21 protein-coding genes and 1 riboswitch are annotated in these 25,891 nt (G+C 54.0%); of the genes, 13 read left to right on the forward strand and 8 right to left on the reverse strand.

The window, feature by feature from the left end; translation table 11 throughout:
* Positions 1–393 precede the first annotated feature (393 nt).
* Complete coding sequence (locus XI25_RS05545; protein ID WP_046677734.1) at positions 394–1,236, forward strand: M15 family metallopeptidase; 843 nt, start codon at positions 394–396, stop codon at positions 1,234–1,236.
* 136 nt (positions 1,237–1,372) lie between these two features.
* Here the strand turns inward: XI25_RS05545 and XI25_RS05550 are convergent, their stop codons facing one another.
* Entirely contained in the window at positions 1,373–1,738 is a 366-nt protein-coding gene (locus tag XI25_RS05550) for a hypothetical protein (RefSeq protein WP_046677735.1), read from the reverse strand.
* A gap of 722 nt (positions 1,739–2,460) precedes the next feature.
* Between XI25_RS05550 and XI25_RS05555 the strand changes: the two genes are divergently transcribed.
* From XI25_RS05555 to XI25_RS05595, 9 genes are all read left to right on the forward strand, one after another.
* A complete protein-coding gene (locus XI25_RS05555) occupies positions 2,461–3,285 on the forward strand; it encodes a sugar phosphate isomerase/epimerase family protein (protein ID WP_046677736.1) in 825 nt (274 codons plus the stop codon).
* Between the two features lie 33 nt (positions 3,286–3,318).
* On the forward strand, positions 3,319–4,671 hold the full coding sequence (locus XI25_RS05560; RefSeq protein ID WP_046677737.1) for an amino acid permease: 1,353 nt from the start codon (positions 3,319–3,321) through the stop codon (positions 4,669–4,671).
* Between the two features lie 82 nt (positions 4,672–4,753).
* A complete protein-coding gene (locus XI25_RS05565; protein ID WP_046677738.1) occupies positions 4,754–5,776 on the forward strand; it encodes an SIS domain-containing protein in 1,023 nt (340 codons plus the stop codon).
* Between the two features lie 59 nt (positions 5,777–5,835).
* Complete coding sequence (frlD, locus tag XI25_RS05570) at positions 5,836–6,618, forward strand: fructoselysine 6-kinase (RefSeq protein ID WP_046677739.1); 783 nt, start codon at positions 5,836–5,838, stop codon at positions 6,616–6,618.
* A gap of 62 nt (positions 6,619–6,680) precedes the next feature.
* Complete coding sequence (locus tag XI25_RS05575) at positions 6,681–7,415, forward strand: GntR family transcriptional regulator (protein WP_046677740.1); 735 nt, start codon at positions 6,681–6,683, stop codon at positions 7,413–7,415.
* Positions 7,416–7,665: 250 nt separating this feature from the next.
* On the forward strand, positions 7,666–8,454 hold the full coding sequence (locus XI25_RS05580) for a zinc ribbon domain-containing protein (RefSeq protein WP_046677741.1): 789 nt from the start codon (positions 7,666–7,668) through the stop codon (positions 8,452–8,454).
* Between the two features lie 92 nt (positions 8,455–8,546).
* The gene (locus tag XI25_RS05585; RefSeq protein WP_046677742.1) at positions 8,547–9,383 is read left to right on the forward strand and encodes a TrmB family transcriptional regulator; all 837 of its coding nucleotides are present in this window, start codon (positions 8,547–8,549) and stop codon (positions 9,381–9,383) included.
* A 207-nt stretch (positions 9,384–9,590) separates the two neighbouring features.
* Positions 9,591–9,893 carry a hypothetical protein gene (locus XI25_RS05590; RefSeq protein ID WP_046677743.1) on the forward strand — a complete coding sequence of 101 codons (303 nt, stop codon included), beginning with the start codon at positions 9,591–9,593 and terminating at the stop codon, positions 9,891–9,893.
* Between the two features lie 126 nt (positions 9,894–10,019).
* Positions 10,020–11,120 (forward strand): metallophosphoesterase, encoded by a 1,101-nt coding sequence (locus XI25_RS05595; protein ID WP_046677744.1) that lies wholly within the window; start codon positions 10,020–10,022, stop codon positions 11,118–11,120.
* 142 nt (positions 11,121–11,262) lie between these two features.
* On the opposite strand, the gene XI25_RS05600 is transcribed toward XI25_RS05595, so the two are convergent.
* From XI25_RS05600 to XI25_RS05615, 4 genes are all read right to left on the reverse strand, one after another.
* The gene (locus XI25_RS05600) at positions 11,263–12,120 is read right to left on the reverse strand and encodes a carbohydrate ABC transporter permease (protein WP_046677745.1); all 858 of its coding nucleotides are present in this window, start codon (positions 12,118–12,120) and stop codon (positions 11,263–11,265) included.
* Positions 12,110–13,063, reverse strand: a complete 954-nt coding sequence (locus XI25_RS05605) for a carbohydrate ABC transporter permease (RefSeq protein WP_046677845.1) — start codon at positions 13,061–13,063, stop codon at positions 12,110–12,112. Before XI25_RS05605 ends, XI25_RS05600 begins: the two co-directional genes overlap by 11 nt.
* A gap of 7 nt (positions 13,064–13,070) precedes the next feature.
* Positions 13,071–14,387 (reverse strand): ABC transporter substrate-binding protein, encoded by a 1,317-nt coding sequence (locus XI25_RS05610; protein WP_046677746.1) that lies wholly within the window; start codon positions 14,385–14,387, stop codon positions 13,071–13,073.
* A 103-nt stretch (positions 14,388–14,490) separates the two neighbouring features.
* The gene (locus XI25_RS05615) at positions 14,491–15,042 is read right to left on the reverse strand and encodes a glycerol-3-phosphate responsive antiterminator (protein WP_046677747.1); all 552 of its coding nucleotides are present in this window, start codon (positions 15,040–15,042) and stop codon (positions 14,491–14,493) included.
* Between the two features lie 420 nt (positions 15,043–15,462).
* Here XI25_RS05615 and XI25_RS05620 point away from each other — a divergent pair, with 420 nt between their 5' ends.
* The 3 genes from XI25_RS05620 to XI25_RS05630 all read left to right on the forward strand — a co-directional run bounded on the left by XI25_RS05620 (position 15,463) and on the right by XI25_RS05630 (position 22,975).
* Positions 15,463–20,577 (forward strand): choice-of-anchor I family protein, encoded by a 5,115-nt coding sequence (locus XI25_RS05620; protein ID WP_046677748.1) that lies wholly within the window; start codon positions 15,463–15,465, stop codon positions 20,575–20,577.
* A 188-nt stretch (positions 20,578–20,765) separates the two neighbouring features.
* Positions 20,766–20,865, forward strand: a riboswitch (purine riboswitch).
* 142 nt (positions 20,866–21,007) lie between these two features.
* Complete coding sequence (locus XI25_RS05625; RefSeq protein WP_046677749.1) at positions 21,008–21,577, forward strand: xanthine phosphoribosyltransferase; 570 nt, start codon at positions 21,008–21,010, stop codon at positions 21,575–21,577.
* A 36-nt stretch (positions 21,578–21,613) separates the two neighbouring features.
* Positions 21,614–22,975 (forward strand): nucleobase:cation symporter-2 family protein, encoded by a 1,362-nt coding sequence (locus tag XI25_RS05630; RefSeq protein WP_046677750.1) that lies wholly within the window; start codon positions 21,614–21,616, stop codon positions 22,973–22,975.
* Between the two features lie 94 nt (positions 22,976–23,069).
* Here the strand turns inward: XI25_RS05630 and XI25_RS05635 are convergent, their stop codons facing one another.
* From XI25_RS05635 to XI25_RS05645, 3 genes are all read right to left on the reverse strand, one after another.
* Entirely contained in the window at positions 23,070–23,408 is a 339-nt protein-coding gene (locus XI25_RS05635; RefSeq protein WP_046677751.1) for a DUF4870 domain-containing protein, read from the reverse strand.
* Between the two features lie 174 nt (positions 23,409–23,582).
* Positions 23,583–25,538 carry an electron transport protein gene (locus tag XI25_RS05640; protein ID WP_152669073.1) on the reverse strand — a complete coding sequence of 652 codons (1,956 nt, stop codon included), beginning with the start codon at positions 25,536–25,538 and terminating at the stop codon, positions 23,583–23,585.
* Between the two features lie 40 nt (positions 25,539–25,578).
* On the reverse strand, positions 25,579–25,851 hold the full coding sequence (locus tag XI25_RS05645; RefSeq protein ID WP_046677753.1) for a hypothetical protein: 273 nt from the start codon (positions 25,849–25,851) through the stop codon (positions 25,579–25,581).
* Positions 25,852–25,891: the final 40 nt, after the last annotated feature.

Below are 25,891 nucleotides of genomic sequence, written 5' to 3' on the forward strand. Positions count from 1 at the left end.
GGACCGGCCGGGGATTGGGCCGGCCTGCTGCCGCAGGTGCGCGGCGCAGCCAAGGCGCTGGGGCTGGTTGTCCGCCAGGCGGCGGACAACGCCGAGCGCCTGCGCCGCGGGATGCCGAGCCGTGACGACGGGCGAGAATAGCCCTTTTAAGGCTTTTCGCCCATATTTAGAAAGCATAAGATTTCATGCTGCCCCAAAACGCCGTTTGCCCTTCTTGAAAGACAACGGCGTTTTTTTGCGGACAAAAGCCGAAAAAACGGGCTTGCTTGCCGTATGAGGGAATCACGTTCAGATGCGGATGTCTTTTTCTGTCATATTGGGGTTTGTCCCCGTAAACCGCTATGGGGTACAATGGACATCTAAGAGAGACATGAGGAAAGGAAGAGACGGAAGATGAGCGTTTTAACAGGGAAAGTCAAACGTCGGACAAGCCTGATGCTTTCTTTTTTGATGCTTGCGGGAGCGCTGCTGGCGGGATGCCAGTCGGCAGGCTCCGGCGAAGCGAAAGGACGGGACCTGCAATCGCAAGCGGAGGCGCAGCAGGGCGGTACGCTGCCGGAGGAAGGCAATGAGGCGGATCCCGTCATGGCCAAGCGGAGCGAGAACGCTCTTCAGGCAACGGCCCGGGAAGAGAATGGCATGCAGGTTGTAACGAATGAGGATTCGGTCGCCGTCGTCGTGAACAAGCAGCGCAGCCTGCCCGACGGATATGCGCCGGGCGACCTCGTGGAACCGAACGTAAAGTTCTCTTTCGACGAACCCCATGAGAAACGGAATATGCGCAAGGAAGCCGCGGAGGCGCTGGAGAAACTGTTCGCGGCGGCGGAAAGCGAAGGCATCGAGTTGCGGGCGGTTTCGGGCTACCGTTCTTACGAGCGCCAAAAGTCGGTATATGAGAGCCATGTCCGCTCCAAAGGGGAAGAAGAAGCCCGTCGGATCAGCGCGGTTCCGGGAACGAGCGAGCATCAGACCGGCCTGTCGATCGACGTGTCGAGCGCAAGCGCAGGTTATGAGCTGAGCGAGGCCTTCGGCGATACGAAGGAAGGCTTGTGGCTGGCGGAGAATGCCCCGGAATACGGCTTTATTATCCGTTATCCTGAAGGTCAGGAAGGGATTACGGGGTACGTATACGAGCCGTGGCATATCCGTTATGTCGGAGAAGACCTCGCCCCGGACATTGCCGCCAGCGGATTGACGCTAGAAGAGTATTTCGACGAGGCCAACATGAAGCTGTAATCCTGTCAGCAACCCGAACCGGATTTCGGCCGGTACCTTGAGCCGATATAGGACAATACAAAAAAACCTTTCTTTCAACCAATGGCCTGTCGGCCTTTGTCGGAGGAAAGGTTTTTTTACGTGCGGCGGGCTGATCCTATTTGTTTAGCGGAGACCCTTCGTAGCCGGGGTGATCATACCCCGAGTTCTCTATTTTGGGAATGATGTTCATCTCCTTGATCGTCTGCCGGGTACTCTCGTCCCCATAGCGGTAGAGAAAGCGGTAGAGCGCGATGGTCCGCTCGTCATACTCCTCCGCGGCATCATCGTGATCCGCGGATTTATAAGGCACAAAGGTGCGTTTAAACGCATATTTGTCGCTTCCGCCCACCTCATCCAGTAAATCTTTCAGCTGTGTAAGCTCCCCATCGTTCAAGGATACGACAAACTCGTTCGAGTCATTGGGTACGTCCTGTATCAGATTGTGAGCTACGGAAACGTAGTAACGTCTCTTTTCGTTCATGGCTGATCCCTCCGTGATCCGTTTTGAAGCGCCATCGTCCTTCTATGGGGGACGGTGTCGTCGCTCCTGCTTCTTTTATCCATTGTTTACACGTTCACACGGTCCGTGAATCAAGGACAGTTTCCCCAACCTGGTTCTTGTCACGCATACAAATCTTCTTTCCGTCAACGGCTCCAACGGCCATTCCATGAAAATTCTCCTGGGAGGCGTACAGCTATGCCCGAGAACCGCCGAAGAATTGCTTTTTGTCCAGAAGCAGGATTCTAACGGACAATAGATCCGTTATCGCCGCTTTTAAGGCTAAAAGAAATTCTAACGGACAACAGGTCCGTTATGGATCATTTTGACGTATTTTCCTCGTCTCATCCGCTCGTAAGAGTCTTCCATGTCCGTTAGAAAACGAATAGCGGGTTTATGGATGGGTAGCGGACTCCATGTCCGTTAGGTTGTCATCACGGTCATAGACTCAGGCCTCCCTCTCCCGCCGCCATCAACTCTGGCAGCCTTGCTATTGTTGCCATCAACCCTTACTATTGCAGCCTTAAACTCTGGTATCACTATCCCGTGCCTAACCCCCGGATCCCTGCTGCCCCTGAAAATTCCTTCCGAACGTCAAACCGCTTCCTCGGCATGAAAAAATAGTTTGCAATTATGTCATGTATAATTATAATACATTATATAACAAATGAATACGGTTACATTGGAGAGGAGGTGAACACATCATGATCCTGGCCGGCATGAACATCACTTTTCGTCATTATCCCTTCGATTTTTTCCTGAACAGCATGGAGAAGCTTGGGCTTCGGCATATCGAGCTGTGGGGAGGGGAGCCGCATTTTTACATCGACAGGCAGCCGCTTCGCTCCATAAGGACCATCCGCAAGTCAATAAAAGAAAGAAGCCTGCAGGTTGTCTGTTACACGCCCGAACAATGCGTATACCCCTTTAATCTGGCATCCTCCGATCCGGACCTCAGGTGCAGAAGCTTGGCCTATTTTGAAGAGAATCTGTATGCGGCAGCGGAGCTGGAGGCGCCGATGATGCTTGTCACGTCGGGGATCGGGGATTATTCCGTCCCCGCCGCAGAATCCTGGAAATATGCGTGCGACTCGATTAGCCGTTTAGCCCGCGCTGCGGAAACAGAGGGAATAGGTCTGGCATTGGAGCCTTTAACCCGGTTCGAGACCAACCTGATTTATGATTTGCAAGGTCTGAAGAACATGCTGAAGGAAATAGGCTCGCCCGCCTTGTTGGGAATGATCGATACCGTCGCCATGCAGCTGGCGGGTGAAACCCCGGATGATTATTATGCAGCATTCAGCCAAGTGCCTCATTTCCATCTTGTTGACGGGGACGGCTGCTCCGATGCCCATCTTGGGCTAGGGGACGGTAAATTGGACTGGCCTTCCTATATGGGGGCTCTCCTGCGGCATGGCTATAAAGGGGCTTTCACGCTGGAGATCATGGGCTCCCGCTATTACCGGGATCCGGAAGACGCAATTCGCAAATCGCTGGCAGGGCTACGAAAATTCGGTTTTTCCTCGTGATTCACTATTTCGTTTAAAATGGAGGAAACGTGAATGAGCAACGGCACGCTTACAAGAAAACTCGGTTTCTGGTCCGCATTGGCACTGGCTGTCGGAACCACCATCGGTTCGGGCATATTCGTCTCGGTAGGCGAGGTGGCGGGGGCATCCGGCACGCCGATGATTTCGATCCTGGCTTGGTTGATCGGCGGTCTGATCGCGATCCCGCAGATGATGGTGCTGGGGGAGCTCTCCACCGCATATCCGGAGAACGGAAGCGGTTATGTGTACCTGAAAAAAGCCGGTTGGCGACCTTTCGCATTTCTTTACGGCTGGGCCGCCTTCTGGGCGCTTGACCCGCCATCGATAGCCATTATGGCATTGGCGCTTGTATCTTACGTCGCGATATTCTTTCCGTTTTTCGCGGGACTCGCCGGAAAATTGCTTGCGGTGTGCATCATACTGGCCATTACGGCTCTCCATTACCGCAGCGTCAAGGACGGCGGAGCGTTTCAGGTGTTTATTACCGCCGTCAAGGTCATTCCTTTCGTTATCGTTATCGTCCTGGGCTTTCTGTACATGAACCCCGGGTACTTTGCCTATACGCCACCCGCCGGAGGGAACGCGGGAGGAAGCTTGATCGGCGGGATATCGGCAACGACATGGGCTTATACGGGGATGGCTTCGATCTGCTTCATGGCCGGGGAGTTCAGGAATCCGGGCAAAGTGCTGCCGCGGGCGTTGATCAGCTCGGTCCTGATCATTATGCTGCTGTATACCGCGTTGTCGGTCTCCGTTACCGGTCTTATGCCTTTTGACCGTTTAATGAGTTCGGATGCGGCTTTGTCCGAAGCGGTGTCCCTTATTCCCGGGCTCTCGGGCATGGCTTCTTCGTTTATCGCCATTACGGCGATCATCGTCATCTTCGGCTCGTTAAGCTCATGCATCATGTTTCAGCCTCGGCTTGAATATGCCATGGCGAAGGACGGGCTGTTCTTCAAGCGGTTTGCGAGGGTTCATCCCAAGTACGAAACGCCGAGCTTCTCGATCATCGTTCAGGTTTCCTACGCGTGTTTACTCGTGTTTTTGACGGATCTGACCACGCTGCTCGGTTATTTCACATTAATTCAGCTGGTAATTAACATATTGGACTTTGTATCCGTTTACAAATGCCGGAAAAATGAGGACTACAACCCGGTCTATCGGATGCCGATGTGGCGTATAACGACGATCTTGGCCATACTGGGCGCGGCTTGGCTGGCTTGGGGAACCTTTACCTGGGCGCCGGTTGAAGGCATGATTGCCGCACTTGTCGTCATTGTGACGGGCCTCCCGGTCTACTTCTATTGGGAGAAACGAAACCGTTTAACCCGCAAGCAGGAGCCCGGGGCTCCGATCACGCAATAAATCAAAAGTTTTCTTGTTACAAAAGTGTTAATATGTTATATTACAAAACATAACAAATATAAAAGAGAGGCTGGTTGATCCCATGCTCGAACTGGACAAAACAAAAGTTGATTTTCTCGTGACTTCAAGTATGATTCCTGAGGTGGAAACGTTCATTCAAGAAGGTCAGCCCAAAATCGCGAAAATTGCGCAGCAATTGGTCGACAAGCAAATCCGGAAGATCTATTTTGTAGGGTGCGGCAGTTCCAAAGCGGTCGGTTCCGCCGCGAAATATTTGATCGATAAATACAGCACCTTCATTGCTAATGTTCATACGGGTTGGGACTTTGTTGACCATACCCCCCGCGCGCTGGGCTCAGACTCTGCGGTTGTCGTGATCTCCCATTCCGGCACGACGGAGGAAGTCGTGAAAGCTTTGCGTTTGGCCAATGAAGCCGGAGCCGTCACGATCAGCGTAGTCAACCAGGGAAAAGGCAATCCGCTGGGCGAAGAAGCGCAGTATGTCATCGACTATAACGCGCACGCGATGTGGGAATGCCACCTGCTGGCCTTGTATTTCCTCGCGCTGGAGTGGATCCGCAACGCGGAGCCGTCGAAGGAGGTAGAGTCGATTCTTGCGGATATCCCGAAACTGCCGGGCGTTCTTGCCGATCACATCGACTCGTTCGAGGCGAAAGCGCTGGAAATGGCAAAATCGGTCAGCGGCTGGAAGGGATTCTACACGGTGGCTGCCGGCCCGCTGCTTTCGCTGGCATACAAGGAAGGCGTCATTACCAACATGGAATTTATGTGGGGACACGGCGCCGTGATCGAGAGCGGGGAATTCCGCCACGGTCCGCTGGAAATCGTGGAGCCCGGCGTACCCTTCGTTTTCCTGATCGGGACGGACGCTTCGCGCCATATTACGGAACGGGCCCTTCGTTTCGTGAACAAGTATAAAGGGGAATCTCTCGTGTTCGACTACAAAGAGCTGTCGGGGGGCTTGCATGCCGATCTGGCGCCTATGGTGATGTTTGTGCCGCTCGAATGGTTTTCGTATTACTTTGCCGTCGCGCGGGATCACAATCCCGACGACCGCCGCTATTACGGCGTCGTAGAATATTAAACCGTCCGATTCCCCTATCCTCCGGATAGGGGAATATTTCCACCCAGGGAGGCGTTGACATGAAAGCCGTTACCATTGGAGACAACTGCATGGACGTCTATTTATCCCGGCAGGAGAGCTATCCTGGCGGAAATCCGGTAAATGTGGCCGTCTATCTCAAACAGCTCGGACTGGACGTTTCGTATATCGGCTGGGTCGGCTCGGACGAATACGGACGGCAAATGACCGAAGCCATCGGGAAAAAGGGAGTGGACCTCAGCCATCTGCATATCAAAAACGGGCATACGGCCATCACTTTTGTGGAGCTGCAGGGAAATGACCGCGTATTCGGGGAATACCGCGAGGGGGTTATGGAGAAGTTTCGCTTGACCCGGGAGGACCTCGAGTTTGCGGCCTCGCACCAGTTGGTTCATGCCGGAATATGGGGCCGCTGCGAATCTTGTTTTCCGCAGCTGCACGCTATGGGGTTGATCACTTCGTTTGATTTCGCGGACCGGCTGGAGCGGGAAATTCCCCCCGAGCTGCTAGCTTCGGTCGATTATCCGTTTTTTTCCTACTCGCAGGATGACGCCTATATCCGCGAATACTTGAAGGAGATACAAGCCAAGGGCGCCAAAGCGGCCATTGCCACGCTCGGAGAGAACGGAGCGCTGGCTTACGACGGGGAGCGCTATTACAAGGAAGCTGCTCGGGAGGTTGCGGTGGTCGACACGATGGGGGCAGGCGATTCCTTTATCGCCGGATTTCTCTACGGGATCGTTCAGCGGCTTCCTCTTGCCGGCTGCTTGGAGCAAGGAACGAGCAAAGCGGCCCGGACGATAACGTATTTCGGAGCCTGGTAGCTGGAAATGTACTGGATTTTGCATGTATAATATAAGGAAACTACTGCTGACACGAGGTCGCCATGAATCTAAATCCTTTAAAAACACAGCCGTTGTACATGCAAATCAGACAAATGCTTAGCAACGATATTAAAGAAGGAAAATACAAGCCGGATGAGCAAATCCCGACGGAAGCGGAGCTGTGCGAAATTTATCAGGTAAGCCGAATCACGATCCGCAAAGCGATCGAGGAGCTCGTAAAGGACGGGACATTAACCCGCATCCAGCGTAAGGGTACGTTCGTAACCACCAATCGGTTTCAGAATGAGCTGCTGTCCGTGAGCGGCTTCTCGGAGTTCAGCCATCAACTGGGGCATATGGGGAACTCCAGGATTCTACGAAGCGAAATCATTGAAGCGAACCATGATATGGCGGAGCAGCTTCGGGTCGAAGAAGGCAGTCCGGTATTGGAGCTCGAACGCCTCATGTATGTCAACGAGCGTCCATTGTTTTATGATCTTGCCCACTATCCCTTAACGCGTTTTCCCGGCTTGGAGAAGAGAATCGACCGCGCAGAATCGATATATAAAATCCTTAAGGAAGATTACGGAACGGAAATCGACAGCAACGATAAAATCATCAACGTGATCGGAGCAACCCGGGAACTGGCAAAATATCTCGAATGCGATACGGGCGCAAACTTGTTTCGTATCGTCAAAACCGCGTATGACGCGGAGGATCGGCCCGTCCACCTTTCCGTATTCATGTGCGAAACCAACCGGGTGAACCTGACGGTGCACCGTGCCAAGAACAAATAAACGACAGCCCTCGGCGGTTTAGCATCACGCTTGCCGCCGAGGGCTTTTTTGTGATTCAAGAACTACGACCCTTTTCCCCCGACTAAGGTCCATTTGGCTTCACGGCCGGAATTCGTTATAATTCCTTTGAAGGAATACGAAGTTATCACGTTTATGTTCATGTTTATTCTTGCGGTATCAGGATGCGGGCTCTCGTCGTTTCTCTTCCTGATATTTTGAAATAAACCGGATTCGAGGAGGAGAGACACCGATGAATTTTTTGCAAAGGCTGAAGGATGGGGCAAACAAAGCGACCGAAAAAGCCCAAAATGTTGTCGAGGTTAACAAATTAAACGGTCAGATTTCAGACATAGAAAACAAAAAAACTTCCTATTATGCGGAAATGGGGAGAGTATTTTACGAGGGATACCGCTCGCAGGATATGACGGTCGCGGAGAAGGAAATGGTGAACCTTGCCAAATCCTGCGACGCTCTTCAGGAGCAGATCGATGAGCTGCGCTTAAGGATTGCCGTCCTGAAGAACGAGCGGCTGTGCCAGTGCGGACGCACCGTTGCGCTGGATGCGAACTTCTGCCCATACTGCGGAAGCAAGCTGGACAACGGCATGAAGGCCGGACCGCAGCGTCGCAGCGAGCCTCGGGAAGAGCAGCCGGAGCGGGAGGTTCTTTTTCCGGAGGAAATCGCGATTCCCGAGAAGGGCGAAGAGCCTTTCATTTACCGGCCGGATGCGGCAAGCCTGGAACCGGAAACCGAGGCGCCTGTATATGAGCACGAGGACGAGGAGCTGCTGCGCCGCCAGGAGGAGGAACGGGAACGCGAACGCGAACGCGAACGCCGCCATCTGGAGGAACTGGAGCGTGAACGGGAGCGCCAGTTGGAATTGGACCGCCGAATCCGTTTTTGGCAGGAGAACAACCAGAGTCAGGAAAACCTGCCGAAGGAAGGCGCGGTAAGGGACACCGTGAAATGCCAGATTTGCAGCGCCGACCTGCCGAAGGGCTCCAAATGGTGCCCGCGATGCGGTGCGGAGCAAATCTAGCGCGTATGGATGACAATGCAGCATTGCGCATGAACAGCGGGATGGACGGCGATGGAAAGCATCGCCGCAGGCAGCTTTGGGAGGACATATAAATGGAACAGTTACTGCATCATTTGCGCAATCTGGGCTTTACCGAAATCGAATCTAAAATTATGGTCGACCTTGCGGAGCATGGCCCCGCCGGAGGCTACGAGGTTGCAAAGCGTCTCGGAGCCTCACGCTCCAACGTATATGCAGCCATGCAGCGGCTGGAGCGTCAGGGAGCACTGCAGCGCGAAAGCGGCGAGCCCGTACGCTACAAGGCGCTGAAGCCGGAGGATTTGACCCGGATGATATCGGGCCGGGTGGAAGCATCTCTCGCCTACGTGGAGAAGAGCCTTCCAAGGCAGGAGAAGGATGGGGAACCGTTTCTTAACGTCGAAGGCGATAAAGCGGTGCTGGAGCTCGCGGCGAAAAAACTCGCCCAGGCCGAACGCGAAATTGTGGTGGATGTATGGCGGGAAGAGGCGACGCTGCTGCGCGAGGAGCTCGAAGCGGCGGAAAAACGCGGCGTCCGGGTGCTTTGGGCGTGCGACGGACCGGATAACGGTCTTGCCCGTACGCTGGCCTGGCCCGGCTGGAAGGGGATTTCGGAACGAAAGCGGGGAGGACGCAAATTCTCTTTTGTCATCGACAGGGAATGGTGCATGCTGGGCATGCGGGGCGGAGAGATGGACACGCAGGCGCTTGTGACCTCCCACCCGGTCATGGCTGAACTTCTGCTGCACCATTTTTCGCAGGAAATGGTTCTGTTTGAACTTGAGCAGGATATGGGCCGACAGCTGGAGGAGAGGTACGGCTCCCATTACGGAGCCATTCAGGGCAAGTACGTCGCCTGCGGTCCGGATAATCAGGAGGAAGAAACGGTTGGGGGCAAAGAGGAATCATAAGGGCGGCGCCAGTGAATTTCATCATTTCAAAGATTTGTAAATGGAAATATACTGGGACATACTAGGATGGGATGACGCCGGGAATGGTCCCGGTTTTTGCCGTTTTTCAGGACTGTTTTCCGCCGAATATAACAGCTTCCCAACCGGCGCAGGCAGATGCCTGCCTATCATGACGGCCCATGGCCAACGGAAAGGAGAAGTTTGACTATGGAATGCATCATTCATTTTACGGTTGCGTATGAGGAGGGCCCCAAGAAACTGCGGGGTTTGGTTTTTGTGGATAAAGGAAAGCTGCCGGATGGCGATCAGATTCTGGAGATGTTCCGGGATATGGAGTACAATGTGGTACCGGATCCGAACGAAGAATTGGTATACAGGCCGGCGGATGCGGGCGAGAAATACAAGTATATCCGGGTTAACGAGCTGGATGTCGGGGAAGCCAAATATACGGAGGACCGCAACCTCAAATCGATCGTAGGCAACCTGCTTCCGAAGCGCATCGGTTTGTAGGGTTAAGGGACCCCGCTAATCAGCGGGTTAGACCAATATGCCGGAACAAGCCAATGTTCCTTCAGGTGCACGGTCTGGGGTATGTCGCCGCCTCTTGACATGATGGGGTTACGGAAGGGGAAGGCGATGTTTATTTGGATAGGGATAGCAACGCTCCTGATATACGGCTTTCTGGTCTTTTATATTGGCAGGAGCTTATGGAAATGGATGAGCCCGGGGTCATCCTGGCAGCTGAAATTTTTATATATTGCCGTGCTGGCCGTCGTATCAACATCTTTTATTTCCGGACGGTTTCTAGGCAATCTTACGGTATTGAACATGATCGGCTCTTACTGGATGGCCATATTTTATGTATTGATTATCCTGCTCCCGCCGATGCATGCCTGCTTATGGCTCCTGCGGTTGACTGCGCTAAACAAGGATATCGCCGAGAAAAGGGCAGGCTTCGCCGTGCTGGTGCTGATGGTGGTGCTGATCGGTTACGGCACCTTTAACGCCTATAGTCCCGCCGTTCGCGCTTATGAAATCAACATCGCCAAAGATGCAGGCCCATTGAAGCGGATGAATATCGTGATGGCCTCCGACATGCATTTCGGATTGCTCTCGGGCAAAGCCCATGCCGAGCGGCTGGTCGAGGAGATTAATGCATTGAAGCCGGATATCGTATTATTTCCGGGCGATATTATCGATGACGATGTGGATGCCTACTTGCGCCAGGGGATCGACAAAATATTAACCGGAATCCAAGCGCGCTACGGGGTGTATGCATCCCTCGGCAATCATGACAGGTTCGAGGGAGAAATTACGGAACTGATCGGCGTATTGGAGAATAGCGGAATGACAGTACTTTATGATGAAGCGCTAACCGTAGAGGGGCTTACTCTGGCGGGGAGGCGGGACAAGCAGGATAAAGATAGAGCGGACCTGTCTTCCATCCTCCGGGGCACGGATCTGACCAAGCCGGTCATTCTTCTCGATCACCAGCCGAATGCTCTTGACGAGGCGCAGCAGGAGGGGGTGGATCTGATTCTTTCCGGCCATACTCACCGGGGGCAGGTGTTCCCTGCCCATCTGATCACTCAGGCATTGTTTGAGAACGACTGGGGATATTTGCAAAAGGGCCGGCTTCAATCTATCGTATCCTCCGGCTACGGGTTCTGGGGCCCTCCGATCCGACTGGGCTCCCGCTCCGAGATCGTGCAGATTCACGTTGCATTTGGCAGATAGCCCTGCAGAAAACGGTTGCATGCGGCAAATCTAAAAGTCTGCCGCCTTTCGACTGTCTATATAACAGGGGTGCCCTAAGAAGAATCATTCTTCTTATGAGCACCCCTGTTTACGTACAATCGCTAGCGGTTCGCCATGTCTCCTATTTAAAGGTGGAGTTTGCCATGGCGGCGACGATATGACGCTGCATGGCGCTGAACACGATGACGATCGGCAGGATGGCCATGACGCTGGATGCCATGATCACGTTGAAATACATGGCTTCGTCTCCCGCGATGGAATCGCGCAGCATCGCAATTCCCACGGTCAATACCCGCATGTCGTCGGTGTTGGTCATAATGAGCGGCCAGAAGTAGGAATTCCAGGACGAGATGAAAATCAGAATGCCCAGCGTCACCACCGTCGGCATGGCCATCGGCAGCAGCATCCTGTACAGGATGGTAAAGCGTCCGGCCCCGTCGACCCGTGCAGCCTCAAGCACGTCATTATTCAGCGACTTAAAAGCCTGCCGGAGCAGAAATATGCCGAAAGCCGAAGCGCCATGCGGAATGATTAACGCCCAGTATGTATTGAGCCATCCCAGGTCCGAGATCATGACATATACGGGAACGAACGTGATCTGCTCCGGTACGATCAAGGCCGCAAGCACCAGGAAGAAGAGGGCGTCCCTTCCCCAAAAGCGTCCTTTCGCGAAAGCATATGCCGCCATCAATGCCACGTTCAGCTGCAGCACGATTAACCCGGCGGACATGAGCAGCGTATTGCCGAAGAAGCGGGCATACGGAATCACGCGGAACGCCTCGGCGTAATTTTCCCAGGCGAAGGTTTTCGGCCAGAAGGTAGGCACCGCCATCCGCATCTCCGCCTGGGTCTTCAGCGAGCTCACGAGCAGCCAGTATACGGGGAAGAACATGATAAGCGTAACCAAAACCGCAACCGAAATCCTCACGGCGGTCAAGGTTTTGTAATGCTTTTGCCCAGCCATCCGGTTATCCTTCATAATGCACCTTCTTCCTGCCGACCAGCCACTGAAGCAGCGTCAAAAGCAAAATAATCACGAACAAAATCATGACGAGCGCCGAGGCTCTGCCGGTTTTAAACTCCGCGAACGCCATCGTATAAATCCAGTACACGATTGCATTCGTTTTCTGGAGCGGCCCGCCGTTGGTCATGACATCAATCGATTGAAACGCTTGCATCGAAGAAATAAAACTGGTGATGACCAAGAATAAAGTCATTGGAGAGAGCAGCGGCAGCGTAATGTAACGAAAAACAGACGTGCGGCTGGCACCGTCGATGGCTGCGGCTTCATAATATTCGGCCGGTATTCCGCGCATGCCCGCAATAAACAGGATCATGGCAAAACCGACGCCTTTCCATACCGAGACGGCCGCGAGCGCGGGCAAAACCGTCTGAGGATTGATGAGCCACTCCACAGGATCCATGCCGAATAATGCCGTGATGCGGTTCAGAAGCCCATACTGCCCGTTGTAGATCCAAGTAAATACCATGGCTGCAACAACCATGGAAATATAGTACGGCATAAAAATAACGCCGCGCATAAAACCGAACAGGCGGGAGGACGTGACATTCAGTAGCAGGGCCAGCAGCAGGCCGATGACCAGCGTCAGAACCACATCCATCACCGTGTACATGAACGTCACCTTGAGCGATTGGTAAAAGTCCTCGCTGGCAAGTATTTTCGAATAGTTGTCCAGGCCGACGAATTTTTTGACCGGTCTCGTCATGTTCCAGTTGGTGAAGCTGATGTATACGGAATAGATGAGCGGATAGAACAGAAACACGCCGAGAAAGCCCAGGGCCGGCAAAGCAAACAGAAAATCCTTCCACTTTTCGAGTGCTCCGTAAGATAAAAACCGTTTATGAACGGAAGCGGAAGTCCGAACGGACGCCGCTCCCATGGATTGTTCTTTCATATTCATCCCCGAATCACTCATAATCCGCCAAAATCTCGTTAACCTTTTTCGCGGCTTCCTTCATCAGCGCAACCGGATCCTCATGATTCAGCACCATGCCGCCCATCACTTCGTTGTATACGGCGCTGAATTCCGGATAAGCCGGATGCTGCATGCGAGGCGTAACGTTGTCGAAATGCTCGTATACCGCTCTGTATTGAGGCCATCTCTCAAAATACTTTGCTCCTTCTTTCGACTCGATCGCGGATTTGCGCGTAGGCAGGTATCCTACCGATTCAGCCCATTTGATGTTGTTGTCGGCGGAGGTCATGAATTCAATGAATTTCCAGGCAGCTTCCTTTTCTTTCTCCTTTGCGCCTTCCATCATGACGATCCCGGCGCCGCCGATGTTGGAGGTACGGTTTTTGTCTCCCGGCAGGAACGATACGCCGACCTCGAAGTCCGCGTTTTCCCGGTAAGTCTTCAGCATCGCGGAGGTATGCTGCACCATGGCGATTTGTCCGCTTAAAAACATTTGACGCATGTTATCCGAAGCGCCTTTCCCGTAGCCCATCTGCATCGATCCTTCGTCGATCCAACGCTTGAAATTTTCGAGGTAACGCAGGGATTCCGGGGTTTCCACCGCTGATTTTGCCATGTCGTCGGTGAGGATTTTTCCACCGCCGTTAATCAGCCAAGGATCGGAGTACCACGCATCCCATCCGGGAACGGCAAATGCATAACGTTTGGTTTTTCCGCTTTCCTTCAGAGCAACCTTTTGGTTAAAGCCGTCGATTTCATCCCAGGTCTGCGGCGGCTGCACGCCGAGCTTGTCCAGCATCGTTTGGTTGTACACGAACACGCTGGTGCTGACGATCAGCGGGAATCCATACTGTTTTCCGTTATAAGCGTAAGCATTCAGCATGCCCTTCGAGAAATCATCGGTGTTCACCTTGTCGCGCTCGATCCAAGGCGTGAGATCCGCAAAAACGCCGCTGTCGGCAAAGTTCGGCAGGGAGGATACTTCCACGTTGGTAACTGCAGGGACATCGCCGGCCGCTACGGCAGCCTGCAATTTTTTATGCAGGTCAGGATAGCCCCCCTGAAATACCGGCTCTACCGTGATGTGCGGATACTTTTTGGAAAACTCTCCGATCATGTAATTCAGGCCTTCCAGTTGATTCTCCGCATGGGCATGCCAGTATTGAATCGTAACCGGCGTTTTGTCTTCCTTCAGTTTCGGATCCGCCGCGGCTGCGGAGCCGGAATCCCCTCCGGACCCGCCGCAAGCCGTCAACCCTACGGCAAGGGTGGTTGCCAATGCCATGCTAAGCCATTTTTTCATCTTCATCCCTGTGTAATACCCCTTTCGAATAAGTAGATGTGTGTTTCATGCTTAAAGGGTTTTCTCATGTTCTCCACCCAGGTTCGCTCATGGATCAGTTGAAAAATAGCTACCAGTACCTTGTGTCGCCGATGGATACATGATCCGCTCCGCTTTCCATCGCCTGACGAATTTCCTCATGGCTCCGTATCAGTCCCCCGACGGTCAAGGGGCACTTTATTCTCTGCTTCATCTCCGCGATTACCCTCGGCATTAATCCGGGCATGAGTTCAACCTCGTCCGGACGGGCCTGTTGTATCATCTTGATCGCCGTTTCCACCGCCGCCGAATCGATCGCAAACACGCGCTGTATGGACAGGATGCCGGCTTGGCGGGCGGCCGCCACCGCATGGGTTTTGGTCGTCACGATCCCGTCGATGCCGAAGGTGTCCGCCATGTATTGCACCGCATAGCTGTCCCGGCCTATACCGCCGACCATCTCGAGATGCACAAACACCTTTTTGCCGGTCCGGTGCAGATTCTGAACGATGCATGAAAGCTTCAACATGTCTCCGGTCATCAGAATGACTCTTTCAACATCGCTGTTAACGGCAGCTTCAATCTGCTCTAGCTTGGTAATCGATGCGATAATCGGCAGGCGGCTATCGTTAAGCTTGCTCACGCTTCATCCTCCTTTTTCCAACCTTCTCAATGTACACGCTCAGGATAAAGCGAAGGTTAACGTTATGTAAAAACTGTGTAATTGTTAATGAAGAAATTTTTCCGATGCTCCGGGATGGCGGGCAAACGTCATGTTTTTTAGCAAAATAAATAACCCGAACACAATCCGACCATAAAGGACGGCATCGTGCACGGGCTTTCTCATCATCTCTACCCCGGGATATGCAGCTACTATTAAACTAACGCTTGTTGATCAAGAGAATATAAACGGATTGTAAAATCTTTGTAAACGACGATGCGAATTCATGGTTAATCCGAAAATAAAAAAACTCGTTTACACAAACCTCGATATATTTTGAGCTTCAGATAACAATTCCTCCCTACACTTTTAACTAGTTTCATATAAATAGGGGGGATCGTTTTGAAGGGAAAGGGCGCAAAAGTAGTCTCGCTGCTGATGGCGGCGGAAATAACCGTTGCTTCCATGTTTACGGGAGGAGCGGTATTTGCCCAAGAAAGCGTGGAGATGAGGCAAACGGCAAATGCTGAAAATACGGTCCAGGGTTCGGACAAGGCGGCTGCGGATTTCGGCATCTCGAACGTATCGCTTCCCGAGGCTTATGCAGGAGAGGCCTATTCCGTCATGGTTGATGTGTACGGCGGACAAGCACCTTATACGTTCCGGGCGGAGGGTTTGCCGGCCGGCCTTTCCATTGCTGCGGATTCGGGCCTGTTAACGGGAATGCCGGCTGCGGGACAAGAAGGAGAGCATTCCGTGGAGGTAACGGTCCATGACAGCTCGGTTACGCCGAAGGTAGCCCGTTCCATATGGAAGCTTCATATACAGGGATCCCGACTGGATCTTGTGGAGGACCAAATCGCGGTCGGGATGATCGGGCATTATTCGGTCGGTACGGCCAACAAGGATGGCGGCGTCGCCGAAATCGTCAAATATAACAAGGATAATGGGAAATTTTATCTCGTCAACGGTTCGACCCAGCCGGCCAGCCTCGAAATCATATCGCTGGGCGACGGCAGCAATCTGCAAAGGGATAAACGGATCAATATCGAAGAGCTCGCAAACAACGAAGGATTTCAATTCGGGGATCTGACCAGCGTGGACGTAAACACGGAAACGGACCGGATTGCTGCAGCTGTGCAGGAGCAGGATCATGCGAAGCCCGGAAAAGTGCTTGTGCTCGATTACGAAGGCGGCTTGGTAAAAACCTATGAAACCGGCGTTCAGCCCGACATGGTCAAATATACGTCGGACGGACGTTACATACTGACTGCGGACGAAGGGGAACCTCGCACGGCGACCGCCCCCGATCCCGAGGGCAGCGTGACCATCGTGGATACGGTAACGGATGAGGTCTTCCATTTGAAGTTTGATCAGCCGGATCTTATTGATGACAAGGTCCATGTCCGGGGGCCTGCCGAAGCGGACGGGGCGATCCGGACCCGAGGATCCAAGGCGGACGCCGTTCATGACCTGGAGCCGGAATATATTTCCTTATCCGGGGATGAAACGACAGCCTATGTCTCTTTGCAGGAGAACAACGCCATCGCGGTCGTGGATATTGCGGGTAAATCCATCAAGGGAGTTCACGGGCTGGGCCACAAAGATTTTAACCTTCCCGGCAATGAGCTCGATCTGGTGAAGGACGGCTCGATTAAGCTGGAGAACGTGCCGTTTTACGGGATGTATATGCCGGACGGAATCGCCACGTACAGCGCGGGCGGCAAGCAGTATGTGCTGACCGCCAATGAAGGGGATGCGACAGGCTGGCCTGAACGCAGCAATGAAAGCAAAATCGGAAATCTGAAAGCGGGATTGGATCCTTCCTCCCCGGCAGCGATGTTCCTGGCCGACAAAGGAACGGCCTACGACAAGGTTGAAGTCGCCGCCGACATGGTGAATTCCGGACTGTACTTGTACGGAGGACGCTCCTTCTCGATCTGGAATGCGGAAGACATGTCTCCGGTATATGACTCCGGAAGCGATTTTGAGAAAATTACGGCGTCGCGATTGCCGGAGTATTTCAACGCGAGCAATGACAAGAGCGAGATGGATGGCCGGAGCGCGAAAAAAGGGCCGGAGCCGGAATATGTAACGACCGGCAAGGTCGGCCTTAAGACTCTCGCCTTTGTCGGACTGGAGCGGATTGGCGGAGTGATGACCTATGACGTCACGAATCCGTCCAACCCGGTATTTCTGAACTACCTCAATACGCGGGATTTTCAAGCAGGATTAACATCCGATTCCGGGCCGGAGGGACTGGAGTTCATTGCTGCGTCCGACAGCCCTACGGGACGGCCGCTGCTGCTCGTCGCCAATGAGGTCAGCGGCACGGTGGCGGTTCTGGAATTGAAGGTTGCCAAGGTAACCGTGGATCAGCCAGCCCTTGAATTGGCCGTGGGAGCCGAACCTGTCCGTTTGAATGCCTCCGTGGAACAGGCCGGCGGAGGCCATGCCGGGCTTGCGTGGAGCTCATCGGATGAAAGCGTGGCAACGGTTGACGGCACCGGTCTGGTTACCCCGCTGGCAGAAGGCGACACGGTGATTGCCGTAACGAGCGAAGACGGTTACGGATCGGCGGAAGTGCCGGTAAAGGTGAAGGGCTCCGCGCCTGGAGGAGAGCCATGGAAACTGACGGTCATGCACACGAATGATACGCATGCGCACCTGGCCGACGTGGCAAGACGCGCAACCCTGGTGAAGCAGGTCCGCAGCGAGGCCCGAAATACCCTTCTGGTGGATGCGGGCGACGTGTTTTCCGGCGATTTGTATTTTACCAAATGGTTTGGCCTTGCCGACCTGGCCTTTATGAATTACATGGGGTATGATGCAATGACCTTTGGCAATCATGAGTTTGACCAGGGAACGAAAGCGCTGGCCGAGTTTGTTGCGAAAGCCAAATTTCCGCTGGTCAGCTCGAACATCGATTTCAGCAAAGACTCCCATATCGCTCCTTTGCTAAAAAATCCGGCAATCATCAATAAGGATCAAACCACGGAAAACGCCGGCGTATATCCTTACGTGATTCTTGAAGTGGACGGCCGGAAGATCGGAGTCTTCGGCCTGACAACCGAAGATACGGCGGAAACCTCCAGTCCGGGCAAGGACGTGACTTTCCGCAACGCGGCCGAAGCTACCCGCGAAACCGTGGAAGCGATCGGGAAGGAAGGCCCGAACATTATCATCGGCCTGTCGCACCTGGGTTACGCCAGGGATAAGGGGCTTGCCGAGGCTGTGGAGGGAATCGACCTGATCGTGGGGGGCCATACCCATACAAAATTGGAAACGCCTGAAGTCGTAACGGACAGCCGATACCATACGCCGACCGTCATCGTTCAGGCGAACGAGTGGGGCAAATATCTGGGACGGGTCGATCTGGCCTTTGACAAGCATGGCGTAGTGCAAACCGGACCGGAGCTTGGAGGCCGGCTGATTCCGGTTGACGGCAGTGTGGAAGAGGATGCGCAGGCGAAGGAAATGCTGGCTCCGTATGATGCCGAATTGAAGGAATTGATGGGCCGGATTATCGGCAAGGCAGCCGTTCTTCTGGACGGCAAACGGGAAAATGTCCGTTCCAAGGAGACGAATCTCGGCAACCTGATTGCCGACGGCATGCTGGCAAAAGCCAAAGAGCTTAAAAATGCCGATGTCGCCATCATGAACGGGGGAGGCATCCGGGCCTCCATCAATGCGGGCGAAATCACGATGGGCGAGCTGCGGACGGTGATGCCGTTCGGCAATACCCTGTTCGTTATGGACGTGACGGGCCAGCAGTTGAAGGGCGGGCTGGAAAATGGAATCAGCGGGGCCAAGCTGACGGATCTGCCGGGTAAATTTCCGCAAATTGCCGGCATGAAATTCAAATGGGATCCGAGCGGGCCGGCCGGAAACAAAGTATTTGATGTTCAGATCAAGAAGGGAGGCAGTTATACGCCGTTGGTTCTGTCCGAAACCTATCGTCTGGCGACGAACAGTTTTGTGGCGAAGGGCGGAGACGGATATAAATCTTTTGCCGAGGCGATTGCCGAGGGCCGATATAATGAAGATTTGGGTTACCCGGATTATGAAATTTTCATGGAGCATGTGACGAAACTCGGGGGAGAGGTATCGCCATCGGTGGAAGGAAGGATTACGGAGCAGAAGAAACCGTCGAATCCGGGAGGCGGACCCTCTCCGGGATCCGGTTCGGAATCCGGCGGATCTAGCGGCGGCGGGGGTTCTGCAACGGCGCCGAGCCAGCCGAACCCGCCATCCCAAGTCACAAAACCGGCTCCTTCGAATGTCCTAACGGCGAAGGAAGCGCACCTGACCGTTGGAACCGGCTCTTCGGGCGAACCCGTAGACCAAGTAACCGTGAAGGAAGAGGCTTTGAAAAAAGCCGTCGAAACTCTTACTGCAGGCGGCAAACACGAGCTTGTGATTCAAGTTCCGGAACTGAACCGTGCTGCCGAGATCTCGCTTTCGGCGGCATGGCTGGAACGGGCGGCGAAGCAAGACGGGCACGCTGCCCTGGTTGTGGAAACGGGACTGGCTTCCTTCCGCATTCCGCTTCAAGCGCTGAACCTGGGTTCTGCCTTGAAAGAAGGAGACTTGGGCAAGGCAAACGTCAAGGTTCGGATCAGTCCGGCGGGAAGCGGGGCCGACGGAGCGATGGAACGCGCAGCTGCTTCCATGGGAGCTTCTTTCATTAAAGGCAGTGCGGTTCGGTTCGAAGTTGCCATTGGTGCCAAGGGCAAGGAACAGGGATTGAGCGATTTTGGCAAGACGGTTGTAAGCCGCATACTCCCCGTGCCTTCCTCTGCCAATGCGGGGACGTTGGTTGCCGTCATGTATGATGCCTCTTCAGGCACGTTCCGATTCGTGCCGGCTCTGCATGTTACGGTAAACGGCAAACCTGCCATAGAGGTCAAACACACCGGCAGCGGAATCTACGCGCTTTTGCAGTATAAGAAAACCTTTGCCGATTTGGATGGCCACTGGGCCAAGAGCGAAATTGAGTCGATGGCATCCCGGCTGTTCGTCAAAGGGATAAGCGATGGCCATACTTTTGTTCCCGGCCAAGAAATAACCAGAGGCGAGTTTACGGCGATGCTCATCCGGGGACTGGGCCTGATGCCGGGCGAGGCAAACGGAAAGTTCCGGGATGTGGCAAAAGGGTACGCCTTCTCCGGCGAGATCGGCGGAGCCCTTCGCTACGGGATGATCCAGGGCGGAGATGGAGGAACCTTCGCGCCTAACGACAGGGTCACAAGAGCGGAGATGGCCGTGATGACAGCCAGGGCCCTCCGTGTCGCGAAAGAACAAACCGAAGCCCTGAAGGGGGACGGCAAGCAAAGCCGATTTAAAGACGAAGCCTTGATTCCGGCCTGGGCTTCCGCCGATGTGAGGTATCTGGCAGAGCGGGACATTATCCGGGGCGACAAACGCAGCAATTTTGGCGCAACCGATCCGGTCACCCGGGCCCAAGCCGTGGTGGTACTGCTTCGGATCATGAAACAACTGGACTTGGCCGACTGAATATATAGCTGAAATGAAAAATGGACGGCCCCGGGTTGCCTGTAATCCGAGGGCCGTCCTGCTTTGCTTTTATCGCCCTTCGGGACAAGATGAAAAAACAAACGCGTTTTAAAATTTCCGTAAATTTTCACTTTGTTTTTCATAGTAAATAAGGTATACTTCATTCATTCACGAAATTAGGAAAATACGATTTCATAGAGTACGTTTCTCGTATATGTGCAGGAATCGGCCTGCATGTCTCTACCCGATCACCGGAATGATCGGACTACGGGATGACGGCGAAATTTATTTCCCTGCCCTTGACCGGGTAAGGGAATGTTTATTTTGCTGATCAAGCCCATTTGTTCCATCCGGTGACCGGCATGGAGGAAGTGGGCTTTTTGCTGTTTTGCGAAGAACGGCTCGATCACATAACAAGAGGAGGGGCATCATGCAATTGCTGCAAAACAAGGTCCGGGAGGAAGGCATCGTGCTGAACGGACAGGTCCTGAAGGTGGATTCGTTCCTGAACCATCAGATGGATCCGGTGCTGATGAAAGAGGTCGGACGGGAGTTTACCCGGCTGTTTCAAGGGGAAAACATTACACGGGTGTTGACGATCGAATCGTCCGGCATCGCTCCCGGGATCATGACCGCACTGGAACTGGAGGTGCCGCTCATCTTTGCCCGAAAGCAGAAATCGCTGACGCTCCGCGAGGATATTTTCGTGGAGAAGGTGTATTCCTTCACGAAGCAGGAGACAAACGAAATCACCGTTTCGAAAAAATTCATACATCCGGGCGACCGGGTTCTCATTGTCGATGACTTTCTTGCTAACGGGGAGGCCGCGTTCGGACTCGCTCGCATTGTGGAGCAGGCGGGCGCCGAAGTGGCCGGCATCGGCATCGTGATCGAAAAAGCGTTTCAGCCCGGCGGGCGTTTGCTGGCCGAAGCGGGATACCGCGTCGAATCGCTGGTTCGCATCGCGGCTTTGGACAACGGCGTCGTTACGTTCGCGTAGATCAACCAATCCATTATCGGGAGGCATTCATTTTCCATGGAAGAACAGAAGCTGTCCGCTCAGGAGCCGATTTTTGACAAACGTCGCCATCCTGCCAAAACGTTCTCGCTCGGTATTCAGCATGTGCTGGCTATGTATGCGGGCGCCATTATCGTACCGCTGATCGTAGGCAATGCCCTTGGCCTGACGACCGAGCAGCTTACCTATCTGATCGCCATCGACCTGCTGGCGTGCGGCGTCGCCACCCTGCTGCAGGTGTTCGGCAACAAATACTTCGGAATCGGGCTGCCGGTTATGCTGGGCTGCGCCTTCCAAGCCGTCGGTCCGATGATTATTATCGGTGCCGAGCACGGCATGTCGGTCATTTACGGCTCCATTATCGCCTCCGGCCTGTTCGTGGTCCTGTTCTCGGGACTTTTCGGCAAGCTGATCGCCGTGTTCCCGCCGGTCGTAACCGGCTCGGTCGTGACGATTATCGGTCTTACGCTTATCCCGGTGGCGCTGAACGACCTTGCCGGCGGACAGGGCAGCGAAGATTTCGGCAGCCCGTTGAATTTGACGCTCGGCTTTAGCGTCCTGTTGTTCATCATTTTGATGAACCGCTTTGCCAAAGGCTTTCTGCGCTCCATTTCGGTTCTGCTCGGCTTGATTCTGGGCACGCTGGCCGCAGCTTTTATCGGTGACGTCAACCTGACGCCGCTGCATGAAGCGGGATGGTTCCGCGCTCCGCAGCCGTTTTATTTCGGAACGCCGGAATTCAAGCTGATTCCGATCCTGACCATGATCCTTGTGGCTATCGTCAGCGTGGCCGAGTCGACGGGCGTATTCATGGCTCTCGGCAAAATCGTGGGGAAAGACATCACCTCCAAGGATTTATCCAAGGGCTACCGTGCCGAAGGGCTTGCCATCATGGTAGGCGGCATTTTCAACTCGTTTCCGTATACCACCTACTCGCAAAACGTCGGGCTCGTGCAAATGAGCCGGGTTAAAACCCGCGACGTGATCGTGGTGGCGGGCAGCCTGCTGATCCTGATCGGATTCGTGCCGAAAATCGCCGCATTGACGCAGCTTGTGCCGACTTCCGTTCTGGGCGGCGCGATGATTGCGCTGTTCGGGATGGTTGTGTCCTCCGGCATTCGAATGCTGGGGGATCAGGTGGATTTGAACCGGCACGAGAACCTGTTCATCATCGCTTGTTCGGTGGGCATGGGGCTTGGCGTTACCACCGTGCCGAATCTGTTCGCGCAGCTGCCGGACTGGGTTCGCATCCTCGCCGACAACGGCATCGTGGCCGGCAGCTTGACGGCCATCGTACTGAACCTGCTGTTTAACGGATTAAAACAAAGCAAGGCCGTAACCCTCCCTGCGGGAGAGACGGCCGAAGGGCATGCCGCGTAAGCGGATGCCCTTTTTTAGTATAAAGACGGACTTCGACTGAGTTTTCTGTTCTTTAAAGGAAAACAGACTCTTTTTCTCGTTGCCGCCTGCTCTCTTACATCCGGGCAATCTGCTTCTCCGCAAAGCGGCCGATCCACGGCAGCTTGAACCAGCGGCCCTGAACGGCGTGGAACATCAGCACAAGCCACATGAGTACGCCGATCAGCGCGAGCAACCCGGAGGCCAGCAGTCCGACAATCGGGACGGCCCCGGACAGCATATGGGCGAGTGCCAGGCTTCCGAAGGCCAGCAGGGACTGGAGGGCATGGAACATGACGTAGCGGCTTCTTTTTTCGAGAGCGAGAAAAAGAATTCCGCCGACCATCGGAAACAGGTAACACAGGGTAGCGGCCAGATTTTCAGGGATTCCCGTGGACGATTTGAACGGGGACATCACACCAACTCCTTGTCTTTAGGGCAAGCTACTATACCATATGACCGCTTGGGACAAAGTATGATGCCTGCAAGGAATAAAGATGGGAGCCTCTTTTAATGGGATGTGCCGAACAAAGAACGGATCGGCCGCCGTTCGTTTACGGTCTATCGGCCGATCCGTCCCGTTGTGTCCTTACTTCATTTTTAATTGAAGCAGGTATTGGATGAGCGCGTTCTGCTGCTCCTTTGTAAAGCCCGTGTTTTCATCGACCCAGAACTCATGGCCTTGGCCTGTTACGTGGGTATCTCTAAGCCGGGCATCGCTGCGGTTTGCCTCGATGACCCGCTGGCGGAGTTTTTGGTCGATCATGGCTTTAAGGCTGTTATAGGGGTCGGGCAGGATTCCTTTGAACAAGGTTCCGGATATGCCAAGCTGGGGCAGCTCCGGACCAACCGCTACCCCGCCGTCGTGAAGATAAGGGGCCGACCAGGGGAGACCGATGAGGCCCATAACCTTATAGCCGCCCTCCGAGCCCTGATGGGCAAAACCGAGCTTAAGCTGGCCGGGATCGAGATGGCCGGTCGGGATTTTCGTGATCTTGGCGTCTTTCGGAATCGGAATGGGGGTATCCGGCATGTAGTTTACCGGAGGCCCGAATTTCCGCTCCGTCCCGGCAAAAGACCGTGCTCTGGTCGGCTCCGTACCGATGACGGAAGATGGAACGATCCGGTGGTTCGTAAAAGAATCGCCTGCGTGGCAGCTGATGCACTGGGCTTTTCTGAACACCTCGGCTCCAAGCTTGACGGTTTTCGGGTCGGCCGCCTGCTTCGGCTCCGGCGGCTTGATCGTGTTCTGGTATGCGGCCATGGCGTTTACCTGTTCGTTGGCTTTATACCCCGGAGTGCCGATAAACAGACCGTTTGGCGCCACGGGCGACATTTTCGGAAACTGCGGGGATTTCACGGATTCGTTAAAACCGGGAACGCCGGGCGTTCTGCGGTCAATCTTATCATGGAACTCCGACGGTTTTAAGCCGCTTGCCGGATCATACCGATATCTTGGATTGGACGCATTTTGGAGGATCGTTCCGATGAACACTTCCTTGTCGATGCCAAACAGCGTGCTGCTGACCTCCAGTTGGCTCAACGGATCGGTGTTTTGCGCATGGACGTTGTTGCTGAAGGTGCTGAGGCCCTTGAAATTTCCGGCCATGGCAAACCCGCTCCAGCTGTAGGGATGCTTTCCTTTTGTGAATATATCCGGCATCTGGGTCATGTTGCTTACCAGATCCGGCGTCGTGTCAAAGCTTCCGGGCGTCCACTTCGAAAAGTTTTCGTCCACGGCCTTTTCAAGCGCGTCAGGGTCGGGAAGATGAACCTGTTTGCCTTCGGAGGAGGTAACGCGACGATCGGTGCTTTTTACATATTGAACCAGGTTCCTGACATCGGTATGGGTGAAGAAGGAAGCCGTATTCGGCGCGAGAGCCATCAATTGGCCGACGTTAAAATCGGCGTTCGGGGCACCTTCCACAATCTGTTTCGTTTCGGGGTCCACGGTGGCGTGGCAGGCCATGCAAGTGACGCCGATCTTCACTCTTCCTTCCGAATATTTCAGCGGGAGGCCCAGCGGCAGGTAAGAGCCTTGGGCGACATCGATGCCGGTGTCGAACTTGTCGCCTTTTTTGTAGGATCTGCCTCCGATCGTAGCGTCCGTGTCCAGCTCGACCCGAAGGTTTGAAGTTCCTTTGCCCTTCAAATCAAGCAGCGCCTTGGTTATGTTTTTCAGTTTGATCGGACCATCCAGTATGCCCAGCACGTCGGTCATGAACACCTCGTTGCCGAAGGTTTCCTTATAAAGCGTCTTTCGTCCCAGCGCCAACAGTTTTTCATCGACTTGAACCGCGCCCGTTTCGGGCGTGATCCCGGAGGCGGCACCCACGTTGCCTTTACCCTGCACGGGAATCGGGCCGTCCGGCAGGTCGAAGGCGCGAATGCCTTTGTCACGAAGCGCTTGGGAAGCGGACGGGTTGGCCAGTATCCGTTCGGGAGGCATATAACCGTATTCCGGTTCTCCCAGATGGATAGCTAGCCATCCGGCGCCGATCAAAAGGATGGGGAGCAGAATCAGCAGCCGTTTTCGTTTCATCATATAACCCCCTTCTCCATTTGGGGTTCAAGCGATAGCAAAATTAGTCCTCGGCGTTGCTGTACCGCGGATGCACCTTGTCCTGTTTGCCATGTCCCTTTTCCTTCACGATCAGGCGCTCGTCTGTACGTCCGTCGTGATGATTTTCAAAATCGTATTCGGTCAGACGCCATTCCGTCGTGCCGAGAATCGGATCGGCACTGAAAGTCTCGCCGCGTTTAAAATACTCCTCACGGCCCCATTCATTGGTATATACGCCGTCCACCTCAACCTTTTCGTGGGTGATGGGATGCATACCTTTATCCTTTCCAGACATGCCATAACTCCTCTCGTGATGTGAATAGATTGATATGCAT

It is taken from the genome of Paenibacillus sp. DMB20 (assembly GCF_000987955.1).
GTDB lineage: Bacteria > Bacillota > Bacilli > Paenibacillales > Paenibacillaceae > Paenibacillus_AQ.